The sequence below is a fragment of the Halolamina salina genome, from assembly GCF_054653455.1.
In genome coordinates, this window is record NZ_BAAIGE010000002.1 from 478458 (window position 1) to 500184 (window position 21727).

The window sequence follows — 21727 nt, forward strand, 5'->3', positions numbered from 1 at the left end:
TTCGCTGTGGGAGACGCTCCGACCGCCGCCAGCTTATAAATGGATCCAGGGCTGTCGAACCGGAACCTGGACGGAAGAGTTAAATATCGGAAACGTTCCCGGCGCGGACGACTCACGCCCCGCGACCGCGCCGTTTTAGCGACGCCGGTCCCCACCTCCGCGCATGACTGACGCCGACGGCGGCGCGAGCGCCGCCGACGCCTCCCTCCCCCCGGATCTGGATCTCGACGCCGTCCGCGAGGCGCTGATCGAGTGGTACGAGGCCGACCACCGGCCGTTCCCGTGGCGGCAGACCGACGACCCCTACGAGATCCACGTCAGCGAGGTGATGAGCCAGCAGACTCAGTTGGACCGGATCATCTCCGCGTGGGAGGATTTCCGCGAGCGGTGGCCGACCGTCGACGCCCTCGCCGACGCCGACCGCAGCGAGGTGGTGTCGTTCTGGACTGACCACTCGCTGGGGTACAACAACCGCGCGAAGTACCTCCACGAGGCCGCGAATCAGGTCGTCGAGGAGTACGGCGGCGAGTACCCCGAGGAGCCGGACGAACTCGAGGAGCTGATGGGGGTCGGCCCGTACACCGCCAACGCGGTCGCGTCGTTCGCGTTCAACAACGGGAACGCGGTCGTGGACACGAACGTCGAGCGGGTCACCTACCGCGCGTTCGACGTGCCCGACGACGACGCGGCGTTCGAGGCGGCCGCCAGCGAACTGATGCCAGAGGGCGAGTCACGGGTCTGGAACAACGCGATCATGGAACTCGGCGGCGTCGCCTGCACGAAGTCGCCCAACTGCGACGAGGCTGGCTGCCCGTGGCGCCGGTGGTGTCACGCCTACGAGACCGGCGACTTCACCGCGCCGGACGTGCCCGAACAGCCGAGCTTCGAGGGGAGCCGCCGACAGTTCCGCGGGCGGGTCGTTCGACTCCTCGGCGAACACGACGAGATGGACCTGGACACGCTCGGCCACCGCATCCGGATTGACTACGCCCCCGACGGCGAGCACGGTCGGGAGTGGCTCCGGGGAATTCTGTCGGATCTGCGGAATGACGGGCTTGTCGCCGTCGACGAATCCGGCGGAGAGACGACCGTCCGCCTGCAGGGATAAGGAGGGGAACGGAGCGGCGACGTCTCCGCTTCAGTCCGGCTGCAGTTCGTACGTCGGTTGGTCCGGGATACTTCCCTCTCGGTGGTTGCTGAGGCGGGAGTACGTGTACAGGAGGTCCGAGAGCCGATTTAGATACGTCACGACGAGTGGATCGAGGGGCGCCGACATCTCGTCGAGCACGACAGCGCGGCGTTCCGCCCGGCGGCACACCGTACACGCGTGGTGTAACGCCGACCCGGTGTCCGTCCCGCCCGGGAGGAGAAACGAGTCCTGCTTCGGTAGCTCGGCCTCCGCGTCGTCGATCCACTCCTCGAGGAGTTCGACGTGTTCGTCCGTGATCTCCGGGGTCTCCTCGTGGCTCTCCGGATCCGCCAGTTCGGCCTGCAGGACGAACAAGTGGTTCTGGACCGCCTCCAGGGTGTCGTCGACATCGCCTGCGGGTGCCGGACGGACTCGGCCGAGCAACGCGTTCAACTCGTCGACGGTGCCGTAGGCCTCGATACGCGGATGCGTCTTCGAGACCCGGTCGCCGCCCCGCAGGTCGGTGTTCCCGTTGTCGCCTCGACCGGTGTAGACCGTCATCGGGTCACCTCCGCCGTTTGGGGTTTCGAACGGCGACTCGCGTAATCCGGGCGGAGTATCTGGGTTCCTGTGGCGGCTATCGCCGAATCACTCATGCGGGGAGGAGGCGCCGCGGGAACCGAACCAGTTCTCCCGAAGATGTTCACGGCCGCCGTTGTGGTTCGCCTACGGGGAACTCAGCGGTTCGTGTGTTCGCTGCGACGACCCCGTGAGAGGTCCATCGGAACTCACTCTCCGTTCAACCCCCATCGCAGTCGGCGGACCATCAGGTACGCGTACCCGCCGGCGCCAAGGAAGGAGAGAACCCCGCCCGCAATCGGGAGCCAGGGGAGTTCGACGGCCGTACCGAGTGCGTAGAGTCCGGTACCCGTTCCGAGGAGGAGGATCGTGGTCCGTCCGGACCGTTCGGTCGCCCCCGGGAACTGCCCGCTCGTCACGGGGAAGAACTGGTAGGCGTACCCCAGAACCGTCAGGAGCAGAAACCCGTTGAGCGCGCCGACGACGTGAACGCCGATAGCGAGAGGATCGAGAAAGCCCGTCACCCGGGCGACTGCGACGCCGACGGCGAGTACCCCGGCGAGCGCCCCGAGCCAGATGCCGGACAGGCCGACGCGGCGCCGGTCCGTTCGGGAGACGACGATCGTCACCGCGACGCCGTAGCCGACCATCGCGACTAGTTCGAGGCCCGCACCGACGACGAACCACGGCGGCCGGTAGAACGTCGTCGCCAGCAGTCCCGGAGCGATCCCGCCGGAGAGAAGGAGGAGGTACGTCAGCGGCCTGGGCGGCGCGACCCTGAAGAAGCCGGCCATGAGCTGAACCCCGAGCGCGAAGATCAGGAGTGCGACGAACCCCGTCGCGTAGAAGTGGACGACCGTCGGGAACGTGGGGGTGAGGGGTATCGGGAGGTCGAACGCGATCGAGAGGAGTACGACCGTCCCGGCGACGAGGTACCCGAACCCGACGGGGATCGCGACCGTCGCGAGACGCGTCGATCGTCGGGACTGCGTTCCCGAGAGACCCACGAGGTCCTGCGACGTTCCGAGGGCCGGACCGACGGTCCGGAGAAGCGTTGCGACGAAGACGGCGACCCCGATGCTCCAGCAGACGATCCCGGCGGTCATCACGATACGGCGCAGTCCGAACAGCTCGTGGGCGACGAGCAGCCCCGTCCCGACGTAGCTCGCGACGAACTGAACCCCGGGGAGCCGTCCGGTCGAGAGCGTCCGACCGACGTAGGAGGGGATCAGGAGGTACGCCATCCCGAAGACCATCGGGAGCACGGCGCCGAACAGTCCGAGGAGGGCGACGACCCGATAGCCGGCGTCGAACAGCCACGCCGCCTGGAGGCCGACCATGGAAACCGCACTCGCGACAGCGAAGCGGTGAGTCCACCGACTGACGCCCCCTGAGCCAACCATCCCTGTGATCAGAAGCCGCGCTCTCTAATCGGACTGTCCCACGTCGTCGGCCGGCTCCCGTTCGACGACCACCTCGTGGATCTCGACGTCGTTCGGCCGCTCGAAGGCGTCCGCCGCCGACGAGTTCTCGTGTGCGCGTTCGTACGCGCTCCCCTCACGCCAATCCTCGTAGTCGTCGATCGAGTCCCAGAACGTCATCGTGACGTGCCCCTCCGCATCGACCGGGGAGAGCACCTTCATCCCCCGAAACCCAGAGTGGTCCTCGATACCGTGGTCAGTCCGGAGCCGATCGAGAAAGGCGTCGATGCGTGCGTCGGGCACCTGAACCCGGTTCGAAACTACGATCATTACGGAGCCGGCTTCGCGTTCGACTCGCCCGTACAGAAAGCTACAGCCGCATATGTTCGTCCGATCCGGACCGCTGCTGGCGGGGAACTATCAGTCGGGAGACGCCGCGACTTCGGCCATGGCGTCGCGATCGTCGCTCCTGTACTGTTTCAACACTCGCCCCTCCGCTCGGTGGAGGATCTCGCTGCACGTCGACTTCGCCATGCCCAGTTCGTCCGCGAGGTTCACGAGCGTCGTCTCCCGCGGCGTGTCGTAGTAGCCGCGGTCGATCGCCTCGTCGAGGACCAACTGCTGCCGATCGGTCAGTAGCGGGTCCGAATCCACGTCCTGCTGGATCCGCTCGACGGTGTAGTGGATGCCGAACTCGTCGAGGGTTTCGCCGAGTTCGGAGAGCGTCTGCTGTGGGATGGTCGCTTCGAGCGTCATCTCGCCGCCCCGGACCTCGAACGGCATCTCGAGGGGGACGCCGGAGTCCTGCAACGCACTCAGTAGCAGCGGCACCGTCGTTTTGACCTGCACCCGACTCATTCCGGGCTCGGTTTCGAACACCGTCAGATCTGTCACCGAGTCGTAGCCGCGGATCTCCTCGCGGACGGCGTCGGGGTCGTCGCCGATGATCTCGATCCGGGCGACGCCCGTCGCCGTGTTGGCAGTCGCGGCGAGCACCCGGAAGCTCGTGTCGGGGTACGTCTGTGACAGCTCGCCGATCCAGACCGCGTCCGGGACCGTAATCGTGAGTTTTGCGTAGGGCATGGTTCTGGTGGCGCTCCGCCCCTCGACTCCGTCGCCCGAGGGGACCGAACGTCTTCGGTCGTAGTTTTAGCCGTACCTAAAAGTAAGTCAGCGCGAACATCTTCGGATCGCACCTAAGTAGCCGTCGAGGGGCGTGGGGGAGAGCGGCGTTCAGAACGGCGCGTCCGGCGACCCGCGACTGGGGCTTTCGTTCTCCATGCTCCGCTCCATCGGGTTCGATCCGACCTCGTCGCTCTCCTCCGGGACGACGGTCACGTTCTCGGTTTCGAGGTACTTCTCCTCGAGCTCCGCGAGCTGATCGTTGATTTCGGTGCTCTGGTGGTGCATCGGTGCGGCACGGACGCGAACGAGGTCGTACTCGTGCCGGTCGGAGAGACCGTTCCACGCCCGGAACGACCCGATCGTCAGCGTGTGCGTCTGCGGACAGAACGGCGTCGTCGGCGTGAACTCCGCCCGGAGGACGCGTTCGGCGTCCCCGTCGTCGATCGCGTCGTCGGCGTCCCCCCGCTCGACGGCGTAGCGGTAGCCGGCGTTTTTGTGGCGGGTGTCCAGATTCAGCCGGGCGAGGTTGTAGTTGAACGTCATGTCGTACACCTTCCGCTCCTCGAACAGTTCCCGCGTCAGGCGGTGGAACGCGAGGTGATCCAGCCCGTCAAGCACCGCGTGAGGTTCGAGAAACGGGCCGGGCGTCGGTGTGTCGTTCGGGACGAACTCGTCGTAGCCGTCGAACAGGTCCTCGTCGTCGTCCCCGCCGAACGGCGATGGGATGCTCGGCATACCGACCCGTTCGTCGTCGTCCGGGGTACAGTTGCTCCCGGAGATATTCGGGCGGTCGGTTTTCGATGGCGTGAGGCGCGGAACCGGTGAACGACCGGGTCCTACTCGTCCTCGTCGTCAGTTCGGACGTAGTACGGCCCGTCCCAGTTCCGCACCCAGTCCGGCGCCGACGGATGCGACTGCAACAGGTTCGCCTCGTACGATTCGTCGGCGAAGACGGCCCCGGTGTCGTCCGTGGCGTCTTCCCTGGGGACGGTGAACGACACCGGGTCGCTGTCGGGCGCGGGTACCAGCCGTTTCTTGTCCCAGTCGTGCGCCTCCCCAGGTGAATCGACCCACTCCTGCGGGTAGAACGTCACGCTGACCTCGGCGTCCGTCGACGGTTCGGCCATCGTCAGAACGGCGCCCCCGACTCCTCGGTCACCGCGTCGTCCGCGACCGCCGCTTTCCCGACGAGGACTCTGAACTCCTCGGGGTCGCGCTTTCGGTAGGACCAGTGGAACTCCGGCCCCGCCTCGGCCTCGAACTGGTGGTAGAGCGGCTTCGGATCGTGATCGTTCACGAGGACGAACCCTTCGCCGACGTCTAACTCCTCGTACGCCTCGAAGATCTGCTCGTGTCGCTGTGCCGGGGGGAGGTCTCTCACGTCAAGCTCCTCAGCGACCTTGACCGCCTCGTCGTCCGACGATTCTGCCACCTCGTCGTCCGATGATTCTGCCACCTCGTCGTCCGATGATTCTGCCACCTCGTCGTCCGATGATTCTGCCACCTCGTCGTCCGACGATTCTGCCACCTCGTCGTCCGATGATTCTGCCACCTCGTCGTCTGCCGTGGACGAACTATCGCCCTCGTGGGTTCCCTCTTTCGTGATCCGAACGCGACAGCGGCCGACCTTCGATTCGACGACCTCCCAACTGAACGACTCGCCGTACCGCTCGCGGAACTCTCGGTGGAGCGGTCGCGGTTCGTGAGGGGCGACGAGCTCCATCGTCCCGCCCTCCGGGATCATCCCGTAGCGATGGTGGATCGTCGGGTGGCGCTCCTCCTTGGGGATCTCGCGGACGTCGTACCGCGTGACGACGTCGTCCTCGGTTGGTGCGGAGTCGCCGGTCTTGGTCACCTCCACGCGCCACTCTCCGGACTCTCGGCTCGTGTACTCCCAGTCGACTATATCGCCGTGCATCGACCGGAGCTCGTGGTAGAGCGGTTTGGGGTCGTGGTCGTTCACGAGAACGAACCCCTCGCCGTCCCCGAGTTCGTCGAAGGTGTCGAGCAGCGCCTCGTGTCGGCGCTGTGGCTTCAGGTCGCGAACGTCGATCGTCCCCGCGGCGGCGTCGTCGAGCGCATCGCCGACGGTCAGCCGGAGTTCCCGCGGCTCCGCGTCGGGGTCCGCGTACTCCCAGTCCAGGCTCCGACCGCGTTCGATCTGGTAGCGGACCAGGTGTGAGTCGATATCCCGATCGGCGACGATGTCGAGGGAGTCGCCGGATTCGGACGCCTCCAACGCGTCGAACAGTTGTTCACGGTGTTCCGCTTCCGGCCGGTCGCGCAGATCGACCTGCGTACTCATTGCTGTAGTCGGTAGTCGTCGAGTAGCCGGATACACCCTCTGCCGAAGCGATTCGGGGGTCCGGTCAGGCGACACACCGTTCGGCGCCTCCCTCCGCCTCCGGGCAGCAGTTCAGACACTCCGATTCGACCAGATCACGGAGGCGGAACACGCCGTCTTCGGGCAACGCGAAGCTGATCTCGAGCGCCGTCTCCTCGTCGAGCGCCGCCCCGAGTACGGAGTCGAAGAACGTGGAGACGACGCAGAACCGCCACCGCGCTTCCGTGGCGAGGCTCTCTCCCCGGTCTGTCAGCGTCGCTCCGCGGTACTTCTCGTACTCGACGAACCCCCGACCGTCGAGCTTCGAGAACATCTCCGTGACGCTCGCCGGCGCCACACTCAGGTACTCCCGGAGCTCGCCGGTCGTAACCCGGCCGGTCCCCGACTCCGAGAGCACGGAGATGGCGAAGAGGTAGCGTGCCGTCCCGGGCTCGACGTCGGATAGCGACGGTGTGAACGACGGCGACGGCCCGGACTGTGTCTCTGAAGACATACCGCGTACTCTCCCAGCGACGTCGGAAAGCGTACTCCCGAATTTCTTCGGTTTCGACCGGTGCGCTCTGGCCGGCCCGACGGGCGACACTCACTCCGTTCGGGACTCCCTGATCCGGAGTCCGATGTGGCCGGTAGCCAACTGCGCCAGCTCCGGCTCCGCGCCGGTGTGGCGGCCGAACGCCGTATGAGCGAACGCCTGCCAGAGCACTCGTTCGGGGTAGGGTCGCCGTGACAGATCGACGCCCAACGCTTCCGCGAGGGCGGTGTCGTCGAGTTCGCGGGCTGCGGTCGGTATCGGTAGCGGGTTCGGGAGCTGGTCGACGTCGATGTCGAACGAGGGGAACAGCCGGTACGTCGCGCCGTGAGCCGGGTGGTGGAGTTCGCGCCGACCCGGGAACCGGACGCCGATCTCCGGGGTGACGCTCGTCGATTCGCCGTCCTCGCCGACGAGTTCGACGTGTCGTTCCTCGAGCGCAATCTGCCGGCGTTCCCCCGCCGCGATACTGTACTCGGCTCCGTCGACCGTCAGTTCGACCGCCGAGTCCGAACAGTTCTCGACGGAAACGTCGGGGACCGAGTACGACGACACGACCGTCGTCGTCGTCTCGCCGCCGATCGTGCCGTCGACGGCGACCACCGTCCGGTCGTCGCCCCGAGTGACGAGCCGCGGAGCGTCCGCCGGGAGCGAACTGACTCCGCGGAGTTCGTGCGTCGTCGCACAGGCCAGTTCCCAGTCGCTCGGCTCCCCGGCTGACGACGCCATCGACGGCCGCCAGTAGAAGACCCGTCGAGTCCCGTCGAGTTCGTACGGAACGGCGTCGGGGAAGAACCGATCGCCGATCCCGGACGGTTCGAGCTCCGGGTGTTCGAGCTTCAGTTCGAGGTAGGGGAGCCGACGAACGATGGGTGACGGCAGTTCACCGGGCGACAGCCGCCGCCACTCGACGGTCTCTCGGGACCCGCCCGAAGGTGTCCGCTCGGTCATCGCACTCCCCTACGCTGTCAGTTCGGGAAAGCTCTCTCCCTGAGATGTTCGCGAACGCGTCCGGTGGTCGGTCCCGAGAGCAGAGGCTGTGATGTGCCACGTGTGACCGTCGCCGTACTTCGAACGTTCGGGTGGGGGCGAGCGACGCTGACGGCGCCCCCCGAGCGAGACGGCAAGTGCTCTCGCCCGAATATCTCCGCCCCGGTGCTTAGCTTTCGGCCGGGCTAACCCCTCGCCGAGGGGAGGCCACACCTCATGCCAGAACCCCAAACCGGAACCACCGCGGAACAGCCCGACGCCCTCTTCGACAGGTACACGCTTCCGAAAGTCGCCCTCGGCGTCATTCTGGCGGCATCGCTGGCCGGCACGTGGGTGACAGCGACCCTCGACGGGACCGCGACTCTCGCCGGTGCGGTGGCCAAGTGGCTGTACCTCGTCGGACTGGGCGTTCTCACTGGCGGACTCGTCTGGAAACACGTCTTCGTCCGACCCGCCGACCTCGGCGACGACGCCGCCGACTACTGCGCGGAGATGTACGATCGCTTCGACCGCATCGCGGCCGGCGCGACCGTCGTTCTGGCCGTCAGCGGGGCCGTAGTTCTCCGGGAGTACGTCGCCGTGTTCGGACCGACGACCGCCCTCGTCGGGTACGCCGCGTTGGTCGGCGCGCTGCTCGCGATGGCCCTCGTGCAGATACTTGGAAGCGAGGCTGTCGAACGGCAGTTCCGAACTCCGACGGGCGTCGTGACGCTCGGGCTCGCACTCGCGGTCGTCGTCGCGACGGCCGTCGCAGAGGTCGCGGTGACCGGCCTCGATCCTGCCGCAGTGGTGGTGCGCGTCCTCCACCTCGTGGCGTTCGCGGTGTGGGTCGGCGGTGCAGTGTGGAACATCTTCGTCGCCGTCCCGACGGGGCAGAAGCGGCCGACCGTCCCGGTCGTCCGAGCGGCCGGCGAGCAGCTCGAGCGGTTCCGCTGGGCGGTCCGGTTCGTCATCCCGACGCTGTTCCTGACCGGCCTCTACCAGGCCGTCGATGGACTCGGGGTGAACGCCGAGGCGTATCTGGGAAGCGCCGTCGGCCTGACGGTGCTCGCGAAGGTGGGGTTCATCGGCGTCCTCGTCGTCGTGTTCAAGCTCTGCCCGATGTGGCGGGCCTGTTCACCGATCGAGGGTGTCTGTGAACTCGACGAACTCGGCGGGGAGGGGACGGCGGATAGCGATCCGACCGCGGGTGGCTCGGAGGTGCGGAGCGATGACTGAGGCCACAGCACCGGACGCGGGAGCCGGCGTCGAACCCGACATGACCGTCGACAACCGCGGCCGCGGGTGTGCGAGCGGGATCGCCCGGGTCCAACGGGCGCTCGAAGACCTCCCGGAGGGAGCGGTGCTCGTGGTGAAAAGCACCGACAGACGGGCGAAACAGGAGTACCCACGGCTGGCGGAACAGACGCCACACGAACTGCTCGGCATCGAGAGCGAGCGCGGACGACTTCTCAGAAAGGAGTACACGACCTACCTGGAGATCCACCATGAGTAAGATCGATTCACCGACTGCCGACGGAACGGTACAGGCACCGACTGACACGCACTGGGAGCGTCTCCCCGAGGCGGACCCGATCCGGATCCGCGACCCGCTCGCCGAGGTTCTCGGAACGGTTCCGGCGGGTGAACCGTTCGTCCTGACGTTCGGTGACGTCGTGAAAGCCGCCGGACACGCCTGCCCGGCCGTCGCCGGTGCGTACCGGTCGACCCAACTCGCGCTCGAACGGCTCTACCCGGACACGCTTCCGGTACGCTCGGAGATCGAGGTCACCGTCGGGGGGAGTCCGGGGGACTCCGGACTCGGCCCGATGGCGAACGTCGTCCGGCACATCACCGGCGCGGCGGACGAGACGGGGTTCGCCGGCTTCGGCGGATTCGGGGGCCGCGAAAAGCTCCTGACGTTCGGCGAGGTGGACGCCGCCGGCCGGGCGTTCCGCTTCGAACGAACGGACGTCGATTCGGCGGTCGTCGTCTCGTTCGACCCGTCAGCGACCGGCGCGGATTCCGAGGGCGGCGGGCCGCCGATGCGGATGCTCTCGAAGCTCGTCGCTGGCGACGCTGACGAGGCGGAAGCCGCGACGTTCCGGGACCAGTGGCACGACCGCGTACAGGGGATCCTCGACGCGCCCCCCGGCGACGGCCCGTTCACGATCGAGGACACTGCGTAACCCCGCGGAGTTCGATACTTCCGTCGGAGCCGGTCAAGCTGTGTTCCGCCCGACCTCGACCAATGCGTAGCCGGCACCGAGGAGCATTCCCGTCAGGTGGGCGACGCCCGAGCTCTCCGGGGCAATCGCCGACGCGCCGACGAAGTCGTTCAGCAGCTGGAGCGTAACGACAACGGCCGCGCCCGACACCAGCCCGCGGCGCAGCGCCGGGCTCTCGACGGGGCCGCGCCCCCGCGCCAGCGCCACGGCGGCGAACGCGGTCGTGGCCTGTGCCGCGCCGCTGGCGCCGACGATCCCACCGGTGACGCCCGCGACGACGTACTGGGCGACCTGTGCCAGTATCCCGGCGACGCCGGTCGCGGCGAGGAAGCCGGCGTAGCGTCGCGCCCCCAGCGCGTGTTCGGCGATCGTCCCCCAGATCACCAGAAAGAGGAGGTTCGCTGTGAGGTGGTTCAGGTCGGCGTGACTGAGCACCGCGAGCAGCCACCCCGGCGAGGGCGACGCTCGCGCGACGAACCACGCCCCGAAGCGGTCCGCCCCGAACGCGGCGGCGAGCCACGGGGCGAGCGCGTGCCAGCAGAGCAACAGCGCGACGGCGCCCCACGTGACTGGGGCGCCGCCGAACCAGTCCCGCAGGTCCGCGGCGACCCGACGGGACGGTCGCTCCGGGTCGGGTTCGCGGACCATGGCCTACTCGTCGTTAGTCGCCTCCGGCTCCTGCCACAGCCCCTGTTCGGCGAACAGCTCCTTTCCGCGTTCGTAGGCGCCGAAGCCGTAGAGCCGCGAGGGACAGAGCACGTAGCGCCGTTTCACGCCGCCCTCCGAGCGGTAGCGGATCACGAACCGCGGCCGGGTCAAAAGCGGGAGCCCGTACTCGGGTTCGACGCTCTCGACGGCGTCGTACTGGATGCTGATCTCCTTCTCGGGCTGCCCGCCGTGGAGCCGCGACCAGACGAGCCACGCGAGCAGCAGCCCTACGCCGGCGCCGGAGAGCCACACCGGCAGCGTCCGGACCGCCAGCACGACGCCGACGACGACCGCGAGGCCGAACAGCGCGACGCCCGCGCGCCGAACCGGGGGAATCTCCTCGTCGGTCAGCGCGTCGCGGAGCGTCCCCAGCGGGCTCCGCTCGCCGACCCGGATGCGGAGGCCGTCCTCCGCGACGATACAGCGGCCGTCCTTGGTGCGGAACTCGCCCACCACTGTGTTGTCGGTGGGAGAACGGCGGAATAGCGTTTTTGGGTCGCGCTCACTCCTCGGCGACCGCCCGACACCGCTCGACCCACTCGGTCCGGAACGTCTCGTCGCTCACCATCCGCCCGACGAGATCCGCGGGCCGACGGACGCCCTCGTCGATACACCAGCCGAGACACTCCCTGTAAATCCCCATCGAGAGCTCCTCCCTGTCGGGGTCACGGACGACCGGCACCGTCTCGGTGCCCGAGAGGACCGTCGCGAGTGCGCGCGTGTGGCCGTCCGCGAGCACGACCCGGCCCGGCTCGACCGTTCCGGGGTCGAGTCCAAGATCCTCGACAGGGTCCAGATACGGCAGCGGCTCCGGATCGGGGTCGTCGGCGTCCCACCACTCGAACACGCCGCGGAGCTTCGCGGCGCTCACGAGCAGTTGGCTCGGGTGGAGGTCGGCGAGCGGTCGCTGTTCGATTTTCTCACCGTCGGCCATCAGGAGGCGGTGGAGACGATCTTGATCACGTCACCCTCCTCGAGTTCGTGATCCTCGCCGATGCGCCGGCCCGCGCGGGCGTCGACGGCGTGGACGTAGCCGTCGCCGATGTCGGAGTGAACGGCGTAGGCGAGGTCTTTCGGCGTCGACCCCTCGGGCAGCAGGAACGCGTCGGGGAGGACGTTGCCGGTGCCGTCGGTCCACTTCGACTCGTTCTGGACGGGGTAGGCGGTGAGTCGGTCGAGCAGGCCGTACACCGCCTCGTTCAGCGACTGCTGGACGCCCGTGCCGCCGTGGTCGGCCATCGTCTCCCGAATCGTCTCGAGGCCCTGCTCCTGTTTCTCGCTCACGTCGCCGACGATCTCGAAGTCCTCGTCGCCGGGGTCGTAGTTCAGGATTCCCGCCTCGGCGCCGTTTCTGAGCGCGAGTTCTCCGTCGGCGGTGCAGGGGACGACCGGCTTGTCGGTTTCCCGTAGCGCCTCGACGTTCTCCTCGGGCGCGATGTCGATCTTGTTCGCGACGAGGACGATCGGCTTCGTGCGCGCTCGCAGATCGCGGGCGAGCGTCTCGCGGTGGTCGTCGGTCCAGTCCCGGGGGTTGTCGGGGTACTCCATCCCGCGGAGCGTCGCGGTCACGTCGTACTCGTCGGCGCCGAAGCCCGTGAGCAGGTCGTGCAGCGCCTCGTCGATGTCGAAGTCGGGCGAGCGGGACTTTCGCTCGACGGACTCCCAGTTGCGGTCGACGATGCCGGTGAGCCAGCGGTCCATCTCCTCCTCGATGAACGTGGCCTCCTCGGTCGGGTCGTACGTGCCGACCTCGACGGGTTCGCCCTCCTCGTCGGTCGCGCCGGCGGCGTCGACGACGTTGAGGATCACGTCGGCGTCGGTCAGCGCGTCGAGGAACTGATTGCCGAGGCCGCGGCCCTCGTGGGCGCCGGGGACGAGGCCGGCCACGTCGAGCAGTTCGACCGGGACGTAGCGCTTCCCGTCGCGGCAGTTGTCGCTGTCACAGCGCTGTTCGCGGTCGAGGCAGGGGCACTCGGTGCGGACGTGGCTGACGCCGCGGTTCGGGTCGATGGTGGTGAACGGGTAGTTGCCGACGTCGACGTCGGCCATCGTGGCGGCCTTGAAGAACGTGGACTTGCCGGCGTTGGGTTTGCCGGCGAGCGCGACCGAGAGCATTTAGTTGGGGGTTGGTTCAGTGGACGGGAGGAACTGCCTTTCGGTCGATACTGGGGATTCTGAGTTGGGAAGGTGGTAGACTCTCTATCCGCTCGCACCGGGCACAGTGGCGTATGGTGAGTAAACAGGATCAGCAACACCGTGAAAGCCCCTGGCGGCTCGACTCCCGGGACTCGCTTCGCTCCTCAGTCGCTTCGCTCCTTGCGGTGCTTGCGTCGTCCGGGTTCGTCGAGCCGACAGCCCCTTTCAGTCCCACCCGACAGCACAGCCCACACGCCTCCCCAGCCGACTCACTCGTTCACTCCGTTCACTCGTTCGTCCCTCGCGCTCGCTCGCGCACGGCGGCGCGAGCGCTTCGCGCCGACAGCGTTCCCTCGCCGAGAAAATCGTGAAACTCAGAAATCAGGCGTCTGCTCCTGTGGGTCCGTCGGCGCCGAGTCGTCGGACTGCACCAACTGGATCTCGCCGTCGGCGCGCATCGTCCCCTCGACGTTCGCGCGCTCGTGGACGCGCAGGTCGCCACACGACACGTCGCCGCGGACGTTCGCGCCGGCGTCGATCGTGACGCGGCCGTCCCGCGTGCTCACGTCGCCGTGAATCACGCTGCCGGAGTGGAGGTGCACGTCGCCACGGGCGCGGACGCTGCCGAACAGCTCCGAGCGCTCCTCGATCGTCACCTCCGTCGCGCGGATGTTCCCGTGGAGTCGGCAGTCCGAGCCGATCGTCGCGGGCGTCGAGACGCGCCACGCGTCGTCGGAGACCGACGATCCCCGCGGGATCACCAGCGGCGCCTGCTCGGCCTCGCCGCCGTCGGCCAGCGCGTACGCCAAGTCGTCGGCGGCCTCCTCCTCGCCCAGCCGGAGAAGTTGGGAGAGCACGATGAAGTAGAACACCAGCGTCGGCATCGGGTTCCGGATCGTGATCCAGCCGTTGGCCTCGAACCCCTCCTCGATCTCCACGTCGTCGCCGATGTCCAGATCGCCCGAGACCATCAACTGCCCGCCGATCCGGGCGCGTTCCCCCAAGTAGGCGTCCTCGCCGACGAGCACGTCGCCGTCCACGTCGGTCCACATGTCCAGCCGACAGTCGTTCTCGGCCTCGATGTGGCCGCCGAAACTGCTCCGTTCGCCGGCCGCGACCGAGCGGCCGCGGACTCCGAACTCGACGGTCGACTGGCCACCGACCAGCACGTCACCGTCGGTGACGAGGTCGTGCTCCTCGACCACGGTGCCGCTGGGGATGGACAGTTCGTCGAGCGGGTCCTGACGGAGCGACATACACGCGATAGGTCGGTCTCCATACTTAAAAGGCTCCGTCAGACATACATCTGGTTCTCGACAGTTGTTGCCGGCATCCGCGGCTGGACGGCCGCGTTCGGCGGTGACGAGGCCGAGGCTCGCCCCGGAAGCGTGAGGTTAACCCCCGGCGGCGTCGTACGTCGGCGCATGACCGCACTTTCGTTCGACGATGAGGGCGTCGACGTCGTCTACGAGGGCACCGAGTTCCGACTGGAGAAGGCGCTGATCGAGGAGGCGACCGAGAAGTCCTACCCAGACGTGACCGACCACGAGGTGCTCAAGATCGTCGAGGAGGACCCCAACATCTCGGGGGAACCCCGCCGAATCGGCGACATCGTCGAGTCGATCTGACGCCCGATCAACTCAGCCCGTACTCGTCGTGGTCGTCCTCCAGTCCGTCGGCCTCCGCGACGAGGTAGCCCATCAGGTCCTGGGCGCTCTCCGCGACGGCCTCGAGGTCGTCGTCCGACCGGCCGGTCACCGACACCGACAGCTCCCGCAGCCCCAGATCGACTCGCGGGACGGTCTCGTCCTCCCCGGACGCGTCGGCCGCGCGTCGACGGGCCTCGCCGCCGGACGCGTCACTGCTCTCGTCGCCGCCGTTCTCTCCCATACCCGCGGGACTCTGGCCGGTCGTACAAAAGTCTCCGGGCCGCCCCGCCTCAGCCGTCGACGAACGTCCGGCGGTCCAGCCGTTCGGTCGCCTCGTCGGCCAGCGTCCGGAGGTTGACGGCGTCCTCGCGGTTGTAGGAGATCAGCGTCTCCAGCGAGCCGTCCTCGCCGCGCTCGTGCTCCTTCCAGAGGCGGACCGCGTCGCGGCCGGAGATGTCCGGTCGGTCGCGCTCGATGCCGATCTCCTGCTCGATCGGCTTCAGGCCGCCGGAGAGCCCGAGTTTCTTGCAGGTGTACATCAGGTCGAGGTGGGGCGTCTCCACGTCGAGGCCGAACGAGGTCTCGAGGAACGGCACGTCGAAGCGCTTCCCGTTGAACGTCACCAGCAGGTCGGCGTCCGCGAACTGCGCCCGGACGTTCTCGGCGGTCAGGTCGTCGCCGTTGACGAGCGTCGTCGTCTCGCCGTCGCGGTGGAACGAGACGGTCGTGACCTCGTTCCGTTCCTGATCGAGCCCGGTGGTCTCGATGTCGAAGAAGCAGGCCGAGTCGCGGAAGTTCTCGTAGAGCCGCCAGCGCTCGCTGGAGGGGAACTGCTGGTCGAAGAAGGCGGCGTCGCCGGCGTCGAGGCGGGGCCGGGCCTCGTCGATGAACGATTCGACGCGCTCGCCGGTCTTGCGGCCGACCGCGCTCGGGTGGAAGTCGTCCCAGTGGGTGATGTCGTCTTCCCAGAGCCGGCGTTCGGTCGTCTCGCCGACCCCGCGGACGGGGATGAAGGAGTTCTCGACGCGCATGGCTGGAGTGGGGCGGTTCCGGGTGATAAACTCGGCGCTCCGTGGGGGAAGGCGAAAGAACGAGGTAGCGACCGCGGGAAGCCGTGGGCCGTGAACCAGACAGTTTACCGACTCGGGCTGTTGACGCTGCTCCTCGGCGGTTTCGTATCGCTCGGCGCGGCGACTGCCGGCGGCGGGGTCGGCCTCCTGTTGCTCGCCCTCGGGTATCTCTTCGGGCTGATCGGCGTCCTCCAGCCCGACTCCTCCGGGCTGGCGGACAGCGAGTAGCTACTCCTGTAGCCGTTCGCGCTCGCTCTCGCCGTCCTCGCGTTCCTTGTACGGCTCGCACACCCGGCTCACGCCCTCCTCGAAGCTGATCTCGGGCTCCCAGCCCGTGGCGTCCTTGAACTTCGAGGGGTCGGCGTGGGTGTGGAAGACGTAGTTCTCCAGCGGCACCGGCTCGTAGACGGGGTCCACGTCGGTCCCCAGCTCCTCGTTGATCATGTCGACCATCTCGTTGAACGTGTAGGGGTCACCGACGCCGAGGTTGTACACGCCGTCGAGTTCGTTCTCGGCGGCGAGTTCGAGGCCGCGGACGATGTCGTCGACGTGGGTGAAATCGCGGGTCTGCGTGCCGTCGCCCCAGAGCACCGGCGACTCGCCGTCGGCGATCGCGTCGGCGAACTGGGCGATCGTGTTTGCGTACTCCCCCTTGTGTTCCTCGTTGCCGCCGTACCCCTGATAGACGGAGAAGAAGCGCATCCCCGCGAGCGTGAGGTCGTGGAAGTCGGAGTAGTACTCTGCGTAGCGCTCCCGGCCCATCATCGACGCGTCGTACCCCGTCGACGCCTCGACGGGCATCGCCTCGCTGCAGGGGTCCTCCTGACTCCCGTAGATCGAGGAGGTCGAGGCGTAGACGAACGTCTCGCAGCCGTCGTCCATCGCCTGCTCGACGACGTTGACGAACCCCTCGATGTTGACGCGGGCGCCCTGCCGGGGGTTCTCCTCCAGCATCTCGCGGGAGGAGAGCGCGGCGAGGTGGAACACGGCGTCCACGTCGGTCGGGAGGTCGTCGTCGAGCACGTCCGCCTCCGCGAAGATCACGTCGTCGTCGAGGTTCTCTGGCGTGCCGAGGTAGCAGTTGTCCAGCGCGATCACCTCGTTGTCGGCCGCGAGGTGGTTCGAGAGGTTCGAGCCGATGAACCCCGCGCCGCCGGTGACGAGCACGCGCTTGCCGTTCATGTGCGAGCCTCCACCCGGCGGCGGCAAAGGCCTGTCGTTCGGCGATACCCACGTCCGTCCGGACCAAGCCTATTTCTGAACAGTTCTGTGGAACGATCCGGGTATTCTCCCCAAACATCCTCACTTCGGCCGCCGGTGTGCGCAGATTTATGTGCTTCCGCCGGTCACATCTCGACAAATGTCTTCGATCGAGCTCACGGCCAGCCAGCGTACGATTCTTAGGGCGCTCGTCAACCTCCACGGCGAACGCGAGTCCGCGGTCAAAGGCGAGGCGATCGCCGAGGAGGTTGGCCGAAACCCCGGGACGATCCGCAACCAGATGCAGAGCCTGAAGGCGCTCCAGTTGGTCGAGGGGGTCCCCGGCCCGAAGGGCGGCTACAAGCCGACGACCAACGCGTTCAACGCGCTCGACGTGCAGCAACTGGACGAGCCGGCGTCGGTGCCGCTGGTCCACGAGGGCGAGGAGCTATCCGGCGTCAACGTCGAGGAGATCCGCCTCACCAGCGTCCACAACCCCGACCTCTGTCGGGCCGAACTCCACCTGCGCGGCTCCGTCAAGGAGTTCCACGAGGGCGACGAGGTGCGCGCCGGCCCGACCCCGCTGTCGGCGCTGGTCGTCGAGGGCACCGTCGACGGGAAGGACACGACCGCGAACGTGGTCATCCTCGAGATCGAGTCGATGGCGGCGCCGGCCGGAGACGCCGCGCACTGAGCGCACGGTCCACCGCTCGCTGTTCTACCCCTCCCGTTCGTCCAGCACCACCGGCACACCCCGTTTGGCGACGTCCGCCGCGAACGCGCCGGAGTCGGCCTGCAAGATCTCGATCGTGTTGTAGTGGACCGGCAGCACCAAGTCCGGATTCATGCGCTCGGCGAGGTCGGCCGACTCCGCGGCGCTACTGACGACCGTCCCGGCGATGTTCGCGAGGAACAACGACACTGACAGCTCCGCGAACGCGTCCAGCGCGTCGCTGTCGCCCGGCCAGAACACCGACGTGCCGCCGATGGCGAGCCGGTAGCCGACGCCGAACCCCTTCGGGTGGCTGACGTTCCCGTCCACGTCGGCCCGCGGGCCGTCCGGCTCGTTGTACGCCGGGACCGACCAGACGTCCGCACCGCCGTCCGGCCCGTCGACAGCGAGGTGGTCCTCCTCGCCGATCCGGACGACGTCGCCGGGGAGTTCGGAGACGGGCGCTACGTCGCGGTCGATTCCTGCCGGGTCGACGGCTTCGTAGACGACGACGGTGGTGTCCTCGTTCGCGACGCGATCGATCCCGTCGGAGTCGTAGTGGTGATCGTGGGTGACACAGACGAGATCGGCGTCCTCGGGGCGGTAGTCGGTCGATCGCGGGTGGGCGGCGTCCGTGGGGTTGCCGCCGCCGACGGGGGTCCAGTCGCCCGTGAGCACGCCGTAGCGGCCGGGGTCGAGGTAGGCGACGAAGCCGCCCGGGGTCTCGATTCGGGTGGTCGCGTAGCCGAGCCACGTGACGGCGAGGCCGTCGTGATGGACAGTCATAGTCGGGGGTGGGGTCGGGGGGTCCTTAGGGGTTGTTGGAGCGGTATTCGGCGAATATTCAGTGGCGGGGTTTCGGGGCAGCGTCGTGGTGTAGTTCGCCGATTACTGCGGCAGCAACAGCATCCCGGTGCTAGACCACTTGCGACCGCAGTGTGCTGAGCACGAGGCTCGGCACAGTACCGATTCCCCACCCCTCCCCCCGCGGCCGGTGGTGGCGCGCGACGTGAGCGCCTCCGTGGGCGAACGAGCGCGCGAGGGATGAGCGACCGAACGAAGTGAGGGAGCGAATCGGCTGGGGAGGTCTGTGGGCTGTGCGGAGCGGTGCGGTCACAAGGTGCCAACGAACGAGATGCTGTTACAGTTACAGTACCCGTCACTCGTAGCACGGCTTCTCCGTTCAGAATAGGCTGTGGAACAGACGACAGATATGCGGGGTCGGAGAGCAGCCGCGTCCAACTCGGGGGTACGACCGAATCAGAAGTGAAACACGTCCGCCTATTGGATCGTGTACTCTTCGAAGTCGGCCCCCAGTTCAGCACCGGCCGCTTGTGCGTTCTTCTCTAATTCGTGAGTGTGCTCACGACGTGCGTGCTCACTGGCGTTTACGAGGACAGTTCTATCGGCGTCAAGTTTCGCTATCGCCGCACTCAATTCGTCTGCTGGCCCGTGATTGAGGCCCACGAACGGTGACCCCTCACAGACGAAGAGGTCGATATCTGTCGCGGGCGGTTCATCCACGAAGCTCTCCATATCCGGGGCGTATGCGATCGCTCGATCACCTTCTCTGACGACGAAACCGACGGTTTCGTACTCAGGACGCATATGTTCGACAGCGAACGGGCTGATCTCCAGTTCTCCGATGGAAACGCCAGTCGGACTCCACGTCGGTTCCAGTAGGTCGAGAAAGTAGTCGAACGAATCTCGGAGGTGGTCGGTAGCCGTCTCGGTCATATGGAGATCGAACGAATGTGCATCCCCTGCGCCGTTCCACGCCGTCTCGGTTCCGGAACGGAGGGTCTGGAGCAGTCCGAGCAGTCCATCAGCGTGGTCACGATGGAAATGTGTCAAAAAGAAGGCGTCTACCTGATAGGTCTCTGTCTGCTGAAGTTGGTCGACCAGGTCCGGTCCGATATCGAGTACAACTGTGGTGTCGCCGCTCTCGACGAGGACTGCGGGTCGACGACGTGGTGCGCTCTGCTCGCAGTATTCACAATCACAGAGTGCTGCAGGCATCCCTGTCGCGTCGCCAGTCCCGAGGAGGGTGACACGCATAGCCAACCTGTTCCCGAGTCAACTAATAAGGATTCTCAATCGTCGTCTGAGATGGGTACAGACGATGCACTGGGAAGCTCGTGGCCCGTACCGAAAGTTCTCCTCAACCGATCAGTCGTCCACCGAAACCGAATCCACACCTTCGGCCAACCGCTCCACACGCTCGACTGTATCCGCGTCTTCCGCCGACTTATCTTCCCGAACGCCCACGAACCGCGGGAAGCGCAGCGCGTAGCCGGCGCCGTAGGTCGGCGACTCCTGAATCTCCTCGTACCCCACCTCGAACACGACCTCGGGCCGGAACTCCACGGTCTGCCCGTCCTCGCTGACGACGTGGGGTTCGAGCAGCTCGGTGAGCTCGGCGAGCGTCTCGTCGGTGATCCCCGTCGCGACCTTCCCGACCGTCTCGTAGCCGTCGTCGCTCCCCACCGCGAGCAGGAACGTCCCGAACTCGTTGGCGCGGCGGCCTTCGCCCCACTCCGCGCCGACGACGACGCAGTCCAGCGTCTCCACGTCGGGCTTGCGCTTGAGCCAGTCCTGCCCGCGGTCGCCCGGGGTGTACGCCGAGTCGGGCCGCTTGAGCATGATCCCCTCGTGGCCCGCTTCGAGCGCGTCCTGCTCGAACGCCTCGATCTCGTCGGCGTCGTCGCTGTACAGCACCTCGCTCGCCGCCTCGGGCAGGAGCGCCGAGAGTCGGCCGTGGCGCTCCCGGAACGGGCGTTCGAGGAGATCAGTTCCTTCGACCTCCTCGCGGCCGTCGAGCAGGCAGTCGAACGCGTGAAGTTCGAGTTCGACGGTCTCGCGCATCCGCTCGACGTCGTGTTTCCGGCGGAACCGTCGGAGCACCTCCTGGAACGGCAGCGGGCCGCCGTCGTCGTCGACGGCCACGACTTCGCCGTCGAGGATCGCCGGCGCCGTCAGTCGCTCCTCCGCGAACTCCCGGATCTCGGGGAGCGCGTCGGTGACCTCCGAGGTGTTCCGCGAGTAGAGCCGCACCGTCGGGTCGTCGGGCGTCGGCTCGCGGTCGGCCTCGGGCGGCGCGATCCCGTCGGGGTGGTGGTGGAGTTGGACGCGCGCGCCGTCGAACTTGATCTCCGCGGCCACCGCCTCCCAGGACTCCAGCGCGCCGGTGACGGTGCCGGCCTGCGCGAGCATCGACTGGACGGGGCGGCCGACGGTGAGGCTCATCTCGGCGAGCCCGTCGTCGCCCTCGTCGCGGGCGATCCGGGCGACCCGGCCGTAGTCGTTGCTGACCTGGAGCGCGTCGGCGACGAGGCCGGCGTCGACGTCGAACGCCTCGGCGATCGCGTCGCGGACGGTGCCCTCGCCGACGCCCAGCCGCATTTCGCCGAGCACCAGCCGGGCGAGATAACGGGCTTCGGCGTCGCTGACCCGCGAGAACAGGCCGAACAGCGTCGCGAGCTTGGTGTCCTCGCTGCCGGCCCCCTCGGCGGCGGCGACCTCCCGGAGCGCCTCGTCGACCTCGGCGAGCGTCGGACCGTCGCTCCCGCCCCCACCGCTCGCGAACGCGCCCAGCCCCTGCTGGCCGCCGAGGTGCAGCCCCTCGGCGACGGCGCCGATCTCGCCCTCGTCAGCCAGCCGCTCCTCGATATCGTCGGCGGTGACGTTCGTGCCGGCGGCTTTCGCGAGCGCCTCGTAGCAGAGCGCGGGCCCCACGTCGAGCGTGCGGGCGTCCCAGCCCGGGAACACCCGGCCCTGCAGGACGCGCGCGACGGTCTCGATCTCGCTGCCGGCGTCCCGGAGCAGGTCCGCGACCAAGGAGACGGTCTCGAGGTCGGCGGGCTCGGCTTCCAGTTCGGCGGCGCGGTCGGCGAAGGCGGCGAACTGCATCTGACTGGGGTAGGAGCAA

26 protein-coding genes and 1 pseudogene are annotated in these 21727 nt (G+C 67.6%); 7 read left to right on the forward strand and 20 right to left on the reverse strand.

The genetic code is table 11. The features are described from left to right. The first annotated feature begins 163 nt into the window (after positions 1-163). Positions 164-1108, forward strand: coding sequence for an HhH-GPD family protein (locus tag ACYQZ5_RS03035; protein WP_379730873.1), 945 nt, complete (start codon positions 164-166; stop codon positions 1106-1108). A gap of 30 nt (positions 1109-1138) precedes the next feature. Here ACYQZ5_RS03035 and ACYQZ5_RS03040 read toward each other — a convergent pair whose 3' ends face one another. The 9 genes from ACYQZ5_RS03040 to ACYQZ5_RS03080 all read right to left on the reverse strand — a co-directional run bounded on the left by ACYQZ5_RS03040 (position 1139) and on the right by ACYQZ5_RS03080 (position 8078). Beyond that, positions 1139-1690 (reverse strand): cob(I)yrinic acid a,c-diamide adenosyltransferase, encoded by a 552-nt coding sequence (locus ACYQZ5_RS03040; RefSeq protein ID WP_379730874.1) that lies wholly within the window; start codon positions 1688-1690, stop codon positions 1139-1141. Positions 1691-1917: 227 nt separating this feature from the next. Then, on the reverse strand, positions 1918-3048 hold the full coding sequence (locus ACYQZ5_RS03045) for a hypothetical protein (protein ID WP_379730875.1): 1131 nt from the start codon (positions 3046-3048) through the stop codon (positions 1918-1920). Between the two features lie 87 nt (positions 3049-3135). Next, positions 3136-3459: an antibiotic biosynthesis monooxygenase family protein gene (locus ACYQZ5_RS03050; protein ID WP_379730876.1), complete on the reverse strand. Its 324-nt coding sequence runs from the start codon at positions 3457-3459 to the stop codon at positions 3136-3138. A gap of 90 nt (positions 3460-3549) precedes the next feature. Further along, positions 3550-4212, reverse strand: a complete 663-nt coding sequence (locus tag ACYQZ5_RS03055) for a helix-turn-helix domain-containing protein (protein WP_379730877.1) — start codon at positions 4210-4212, stop codon at positions 3550-3552. 150 nt (positions 4213-4362) lie between these two features. Continuing rightward, on the reverse strand, positions 4363-4989 hold the full coding sequence (locus tag ACYQZ5_RS03060; protein WP_379730878.1) for a DUF7998 family protein: 627 nt from the start codon (positions 4987-4989) through the stop codon (positions 4363-4365). 101 nt (positions 4990-5090) lie between these two features. After that, positions 5091-5381, reverse strand: coding sequence for a hypothetical protein (locus ACYQZ5_RS03065; protein WP_379730879.1), 291 nt, complete (start codon positions 5379-5381; stop codon positions 5091-5093). Between the two features lie 2 nt (positions 5382-5383). Next, entirely contained in the window at positions 5384-6559 is a 1176-nt protein-coding gene (locus ACYQZ5_RS03070; RefSeq protein ID WP_379730880.1) for a DUF2249 domain-containing protein, read from the reverse strand. Positions 6560-6623: 64 nt separating this feature from the next. Next, complete coding sequence (locus ACYQZ5_RS03075) at positions 6624-7091, reverse strand: metal-dependent transcriptional regulator (RefSeq protein WP_379730881.1); 468 nt, start codon at positions 7089-7091, stop codon at positions 6624-6626. A 90-nt stretch (positions 7092-7181) separates the two neighbouring features. Further along, on the reverse strand, positions 7182-8078 hold the full coding sequence (locus ACYQZ5_RS03080; protein ID WP_379730882.1) for a hypothetical protein: 897 nt from the start codon (positions 8076-8078) through the stop codon (positions 7182-7184). A gap of 255 nt (positions 8079-8333) precedes the next feature. Between ACYQZ5_RS03080 and ACYQZ5_RS03085 the strand changes: the two genes are divergently transcribed. Genes ACYQZ5_RS03085 through ACYQZ5_RS03095 form a run of 3 tightly spaced genes read left to right on the forward strand, consistent with a single transcriptional unit; the run spans position 8334 to position 10285 of the window. Next, positions 8334-9335: a hypothetical protein gene (locus ACYQZ5_RS03085; RefSeq protein WP_379730883.1), complete on the forward strand. Its 1002-nt coding sequence runs from the start codon at positions 8334-8336 to the stop codon at positions 9333-9335. Continuing rightward, on the forward strand, positions 9328-9612 hold the full coding sequence (locus ACYQZ5_RS03090; RefSeq protein WP_379730884.1) for a sulfurtransferase TusA family protein: 285 nt from the start codon (positions 9328-9330) through the stop codon (positions 9610-9612). Before ACYQZ5_RS03085 ends, ACYQZ5_RS03090 begins: the two co-directional genes overlap by 8 nt. Next, positions 9605-10285 carry a hypothetical protein gene (locus ACYQZ5_RS03095; RefSeq protein ID WP_379730885.1) on the forward strand — a complete coding sequence of 227 codons (681 nt, stop codon included), beginning with the start codon at positions 9605-9607 and terminating at the stop codon, positions 10283-10285. Before ACYQZ5_RS03090 ends, ACYQZ5_RS03095 begins: the two co-directional genes overlap by 8 nt. 33 nt (positions 10286-10318) lie before the next feature. Here the strand turns inward: ACYQZ5_RS03095 and ACYQZ5_RS03100 are convergent, their stop codons facing one another. From ACYQZ5_RS03100 to ACYQZ5_RS03120, 5 genes are all read right to left on the reverse strand, one after another. After that, positions 10319-10972, reverse strand: coding sequence for a rhomboid family intramembrane serine protease (locus tag ACYQZ5_RS03100; RefSeq protein ID WP_379818293.1), 654 nt, complete (start codon positions 10970-10972; stop codon positions 10319-10321). Positions 10973-10975: 3 nt separating this feature from the next. Beyond that, on the reverse strand, positions 10976-11485 hold the full coding sequence (locus ACYQZ5_RS03105) for a hypothetical protein (protein ID WP_459845122.1): 510 nt from the start codon (positions 11483-11485) through the stop codon (positions 10976-10978). Between the two features lie 49 nt (positions 11486-11534). Beyond that, the gene (locus ACYQZ5_RS03110) at positions 11535-11966 is read right to left on the reverse strand and encodes a histone acetyltransferase (protein ID WP_379730992.1); all 432 of its coding nucleotides are present in this window, start codon (positions 11964-11966) and stop codon (positions 11535-11537) included. Further along, positions 11966-13147 carry a redox-regulated ATPase YchF gene (locus ACYQZ5_RS03115; protein WP_379730993.1) on the reverse strand — a complete coding sequence of 394 codons (1182 nt, stop codon included), beginning with the start codon at positions 13145-13147 and terminating at the stop codon, positions 11966-11968. Before ACYQZ5_RS03115 ends, ACYQZ5_RS03110 begins: the two co-directional genes overlap by 1 nt. A gap of 395 nt (positions 13148-13542) precedes the next feature. After that, positions 13543-14424: a polymer-forming cytoskeletal protein gene (locus ACYQZ5_RS03120; RefSeq protein WP_379730994.1), complete on the reverse strand. Its 882-nt coding sequence runs from the start codon at positions 14422-14424 to the stop codon at positions 13543-13545. A 168-nt stretch (positions 14425-14592) separates the two neighbouring features. Here ACYQZ5_RS03120 and ACYQZ5_RS03125 point away from each other — a divergent pair, with 168 nt between their 5' ends. Beyond that, a complete protein-coding gene (locus tag ACYQZ5_RS03125; RefSeq protein WP_379730995.1) occupies positions 14593-14796 on the forward strand; it encodes a DUF5800 family protein in 204 nt (67 codons plus the stop codon). 7 nt (positions 14797-14803) lie between these two features. Here the strand turns inward: ACYQZ5_RS03125 and ACYQZ5_RS03130 are convergent. Beyond that, a pseudogene (locus ACYQZ5_RS03130) lies at positions 14804-15070 on the reverse strand (DUF8002 family protein); the annotation flags it as partial. A gap of 37 nt (positions 15071-15107) precedes the next feature. Then, positions 15108-15848: a ribonuclease H-like domain-containing protein gene (locus ACYQZ5_RS03135; protein ID WP_379730997.1), complete on the reverse strand. Its 741-nt coding sequence runs from the start codon at positions 15846-15848 to the stop codon at positions 15108-15110. Positions 15849-15938: 90 nt separating this feature from the next. On the opposite strand from ACYQZ5_RS03135, the gene ACYQZ5_RS03140 reads away from it, so the two are divergent. Continuing rightward, on the forward strand, positions 15939-16115 hold the full coding sequence (locus tag ACYQZ5_RS03140; protein ID WP_379730998.1) for a hypothetical protein: 177 nt from the start codon (positions 15939-15941) through the stop codon (positions 16113-16115). Here the strand turns inward: ACYQZ5_RS03140 and ACYQZ5_RS03145 are convergent, their stop codons facing one another. Further along, on the reverse strand, positions 16116-17069 hold the full coding sequence (locus ACYQZ5_RS03145; protein ID WP_379730999.1) for an NAD-dependent epimerase/dehydratase family protein: 954 nt from the start codon (positions 17067-17069) through the stop codon (positions 16116-16118). 178 nt (positions 17070-17247) lie between these two features. On the opposite strand from ACYQZ5_RS03145, the gene ACYQZ5_RS03150 reads away from it, so the two are divergent. Then, entirely contained in the window at positions 17248-17781 is a 534-nt protein-coding gene (locus ACYQZ5_RS03150) for an Rrf2 family transcriptional regulator (protein WP_379731000.1), read from the forward strand. A gap of 24 nt (positions 17782-17805) precedes the next feature. Here ACYQZ5_RS03150 and ACYQZ5_RS03155 read toward each other — a convergent pair whose 3' ends face one another. From ACYQZ5_RS03155 to ligA, 3 genes are all read right to left on the reverse strand, one after another. Then, positions 17806-18585 carry an MBL fold metallo-hydrolase gene (locus tag ACYQZ5_RS03155; RefSeq protein ID WP_379731001.1) on the reverse strand — a complete coding sequence of 260 codons (780 nt, stop codon included), beginning with the start codon at positions 18583-18585 and terminating at the stop codon, positions 17806-17808. Positions 18586-19080: 495 nt separating this feature from the next. Next, the gene (locus tag ACYQZ5_RS03160) at positions 19081-19857 is read right to left on the reverse strand and encodes an MBL fold metallo-hydrolase (RefSeq protein ID WP_379731002.1); all 777 of its coding nucleotides are present in this window, start codon (positions 19855-19857) and stop codon (positions 19081-19083) included. Between the two features lie 111 nt (positions 19858-19968). Then, positions 19969-21708: an ATP-dependent DNA ligase LigA gene (ligA, locus tag ACYQZ5_RS03165; RefSeq protein ID WP_459845130.1), complete on the reverse strand. Its 1740-nt coding sequence runs from the start codon at positions 21706-21708 to the stop codon at positions 19969-19971. Between the last annotated feature and the right edge of the window lie 19 nt (positions 21709-21727).

Coding starts and splice junctions, on each gene's coding strand:
- ACYQZ5_RS03035 (WP_379730873.1), top strand. CDS start 164: ATGACTGACGCCGACGGCGGCGCGAGCGCCGCCGACGCCTCCCTCCCC.
- ACYQZ5_RS03040 (WP_379730874.1), bottom strand. CDS start 1,690: ATGACGGTCTACACCGGTCGAGGCGACAACGGGAACACCGACCTGCGG.
- ACYQZ5_RS03045 (WP_379730875.1), bottom strand. CDS start 3,048: ATGGTCGGCCTCCAGGCGGCGTGGCTGTTCGACGCCGGCTATCGGGTC.
- ACYQZ5_RS03050 (WP_379730876.1), bottom strand. CDS start 3,459: ATGATCGTAGTTTCGAACCGGGTTCAGGTGCCCGACGCACGCATCGAC.
- ACYQZ5_RS03055 (WP_379730877.1), bottom strand. CDS start 4,212: ATGCCCTACGCAAAACTCACGATTACGGTCCCGGACGCGGTCTGGATC.
- ACYQZ5_RS03060 (WP_379730878.1), bottom strand. CDS start 4,989: ATGCCGAGCATCCCATCGCCGTTCGGCGGGGACGACGACGAGGACCTG.
- ACYQZ5_RS03065 (WP_379730879.1), bottom strand. CDS start 5,381: ATGGCCGAACCGTCGACGGACGCCGAGGTCAGCGTGACGTTCTACCCG.
- ACYQZ5_RS03070 (WP_379730880.1), bottom strand. CDS start 6,559: ATGAGTACGCAGGTCGATCTGCGCGACCGGCCGGAAGCGGAACACCGT.
- ACYQZ5_RS03075 (WP_379730881.1), bottom strand. CDS start 7,091: ATGTCTTCAGAGACACAGTCCGGGCCGTCGCCGTCGTTCACACCGTCG.
- ACYQZ5_RS03080 (WP_379730882.1), bottom strand. CDS start 8,078: ATGACCGAGCGGACACCTTCGGGCGGGTCCCGAGAGACCGTCGAGTGG.
- ACYQZ5_RS03085 (WP_379730883.1), top strand. CDS start 8,334: ATGCCAGAACCCCAAACCGGAACCACCGCGGAACAGCCCGACGCCCTC.
- ACYQZ5_RS03090 (WP_379730884.1), top strand. CDS start 9,328: ATGACTGAGGCCACAGCACCGGACGCGGGAGCCGGCGTCGAACCCGAC.
- ACYQZ5_RS03095 (WP_379730885.1), top strand. CDS start 9,605: ATGAGTAAGATCGATTCACCGACTGCCGACGGAACGGTACAGGCACCG.
- ACYQZ5_RS03100 (WP_379818293.1), bottom strand. CDS start 10,972: ATGGTCCGCGAACCCGACCCGGAGCGACCGTCCCGTCGGGTCGCCGCG.
- ACYQZ5_RS03110 (WP_379730992.1), bottom strand. CDS start 11,966: ATGGCCGACGGTGAGAAAATCGAACAGCGACCGCTCGCCGACCTCCAC.
- ACYQZ5_RS03115 (WP_379730993.1), bottom strand. CDS start 13,147: ATGCTCTCGGTCGCGCTCGCCGGCAAACCCAACGCCGGCAAGTCCACG.
- ACYQZ5_RS03120 (WP_379730994.1), bottom strand. CDS start 14,424: ATGTCGCTCCGTCAGGACCCGCTCGACGAACTGTCCATCCCCAGCGGC.
- ACYQZ5_RS03125 (WP_379730995.1), top strand. CDS start 14,593: ATGACCGCACTTTCGTTCGACGATGAGGGCGTCGACGTCGTCTACGAG.
- ACYQZ5_RS03135 (WP_379730997.1), bottom strand. CDS start 15,848: ATGCGCGTCGAGAACTCCTTCATCCCCGTCCGCGGGGTCGGCGAGACG.
- ACYQZ5_RS03145 (WP_379730999.1), bottom strand. CDS start 17,069: ATGAACGGCAAGCGCGTGCTCGTCACCGGCGGCGCGGGGTTCATCGGC.
- ACYQZ5_RS03150 (WP_379731000.1), top strand. CDS start 17,248: ATGTCTTCGATCGAGCTCACGGCCAGCCAGCGTACGATTCTTAGGGCG.
- ACYQZ5_RS03155 (WP_379731001.1), bottom strand. CDS start 18,585: ATGACTGTCCATCACGACGGCCTCGCCGTCACGTGGCTCGGCTACGCG.
- ACYQZ5_RS03160 (WP_379731002.1), bottom strand. CDS start 19,857: ATGCGTGTCACCCTCCTCGGGACTGGCGACGCGACAGGGATGCCTGCA.
- ligA (WP_459845130.1), bottom strand. CDS start 21,708: ATGCAGTTCGCCGCCTTCGCCGACCGCGCCGCCGAACTGGAAGCCGAG.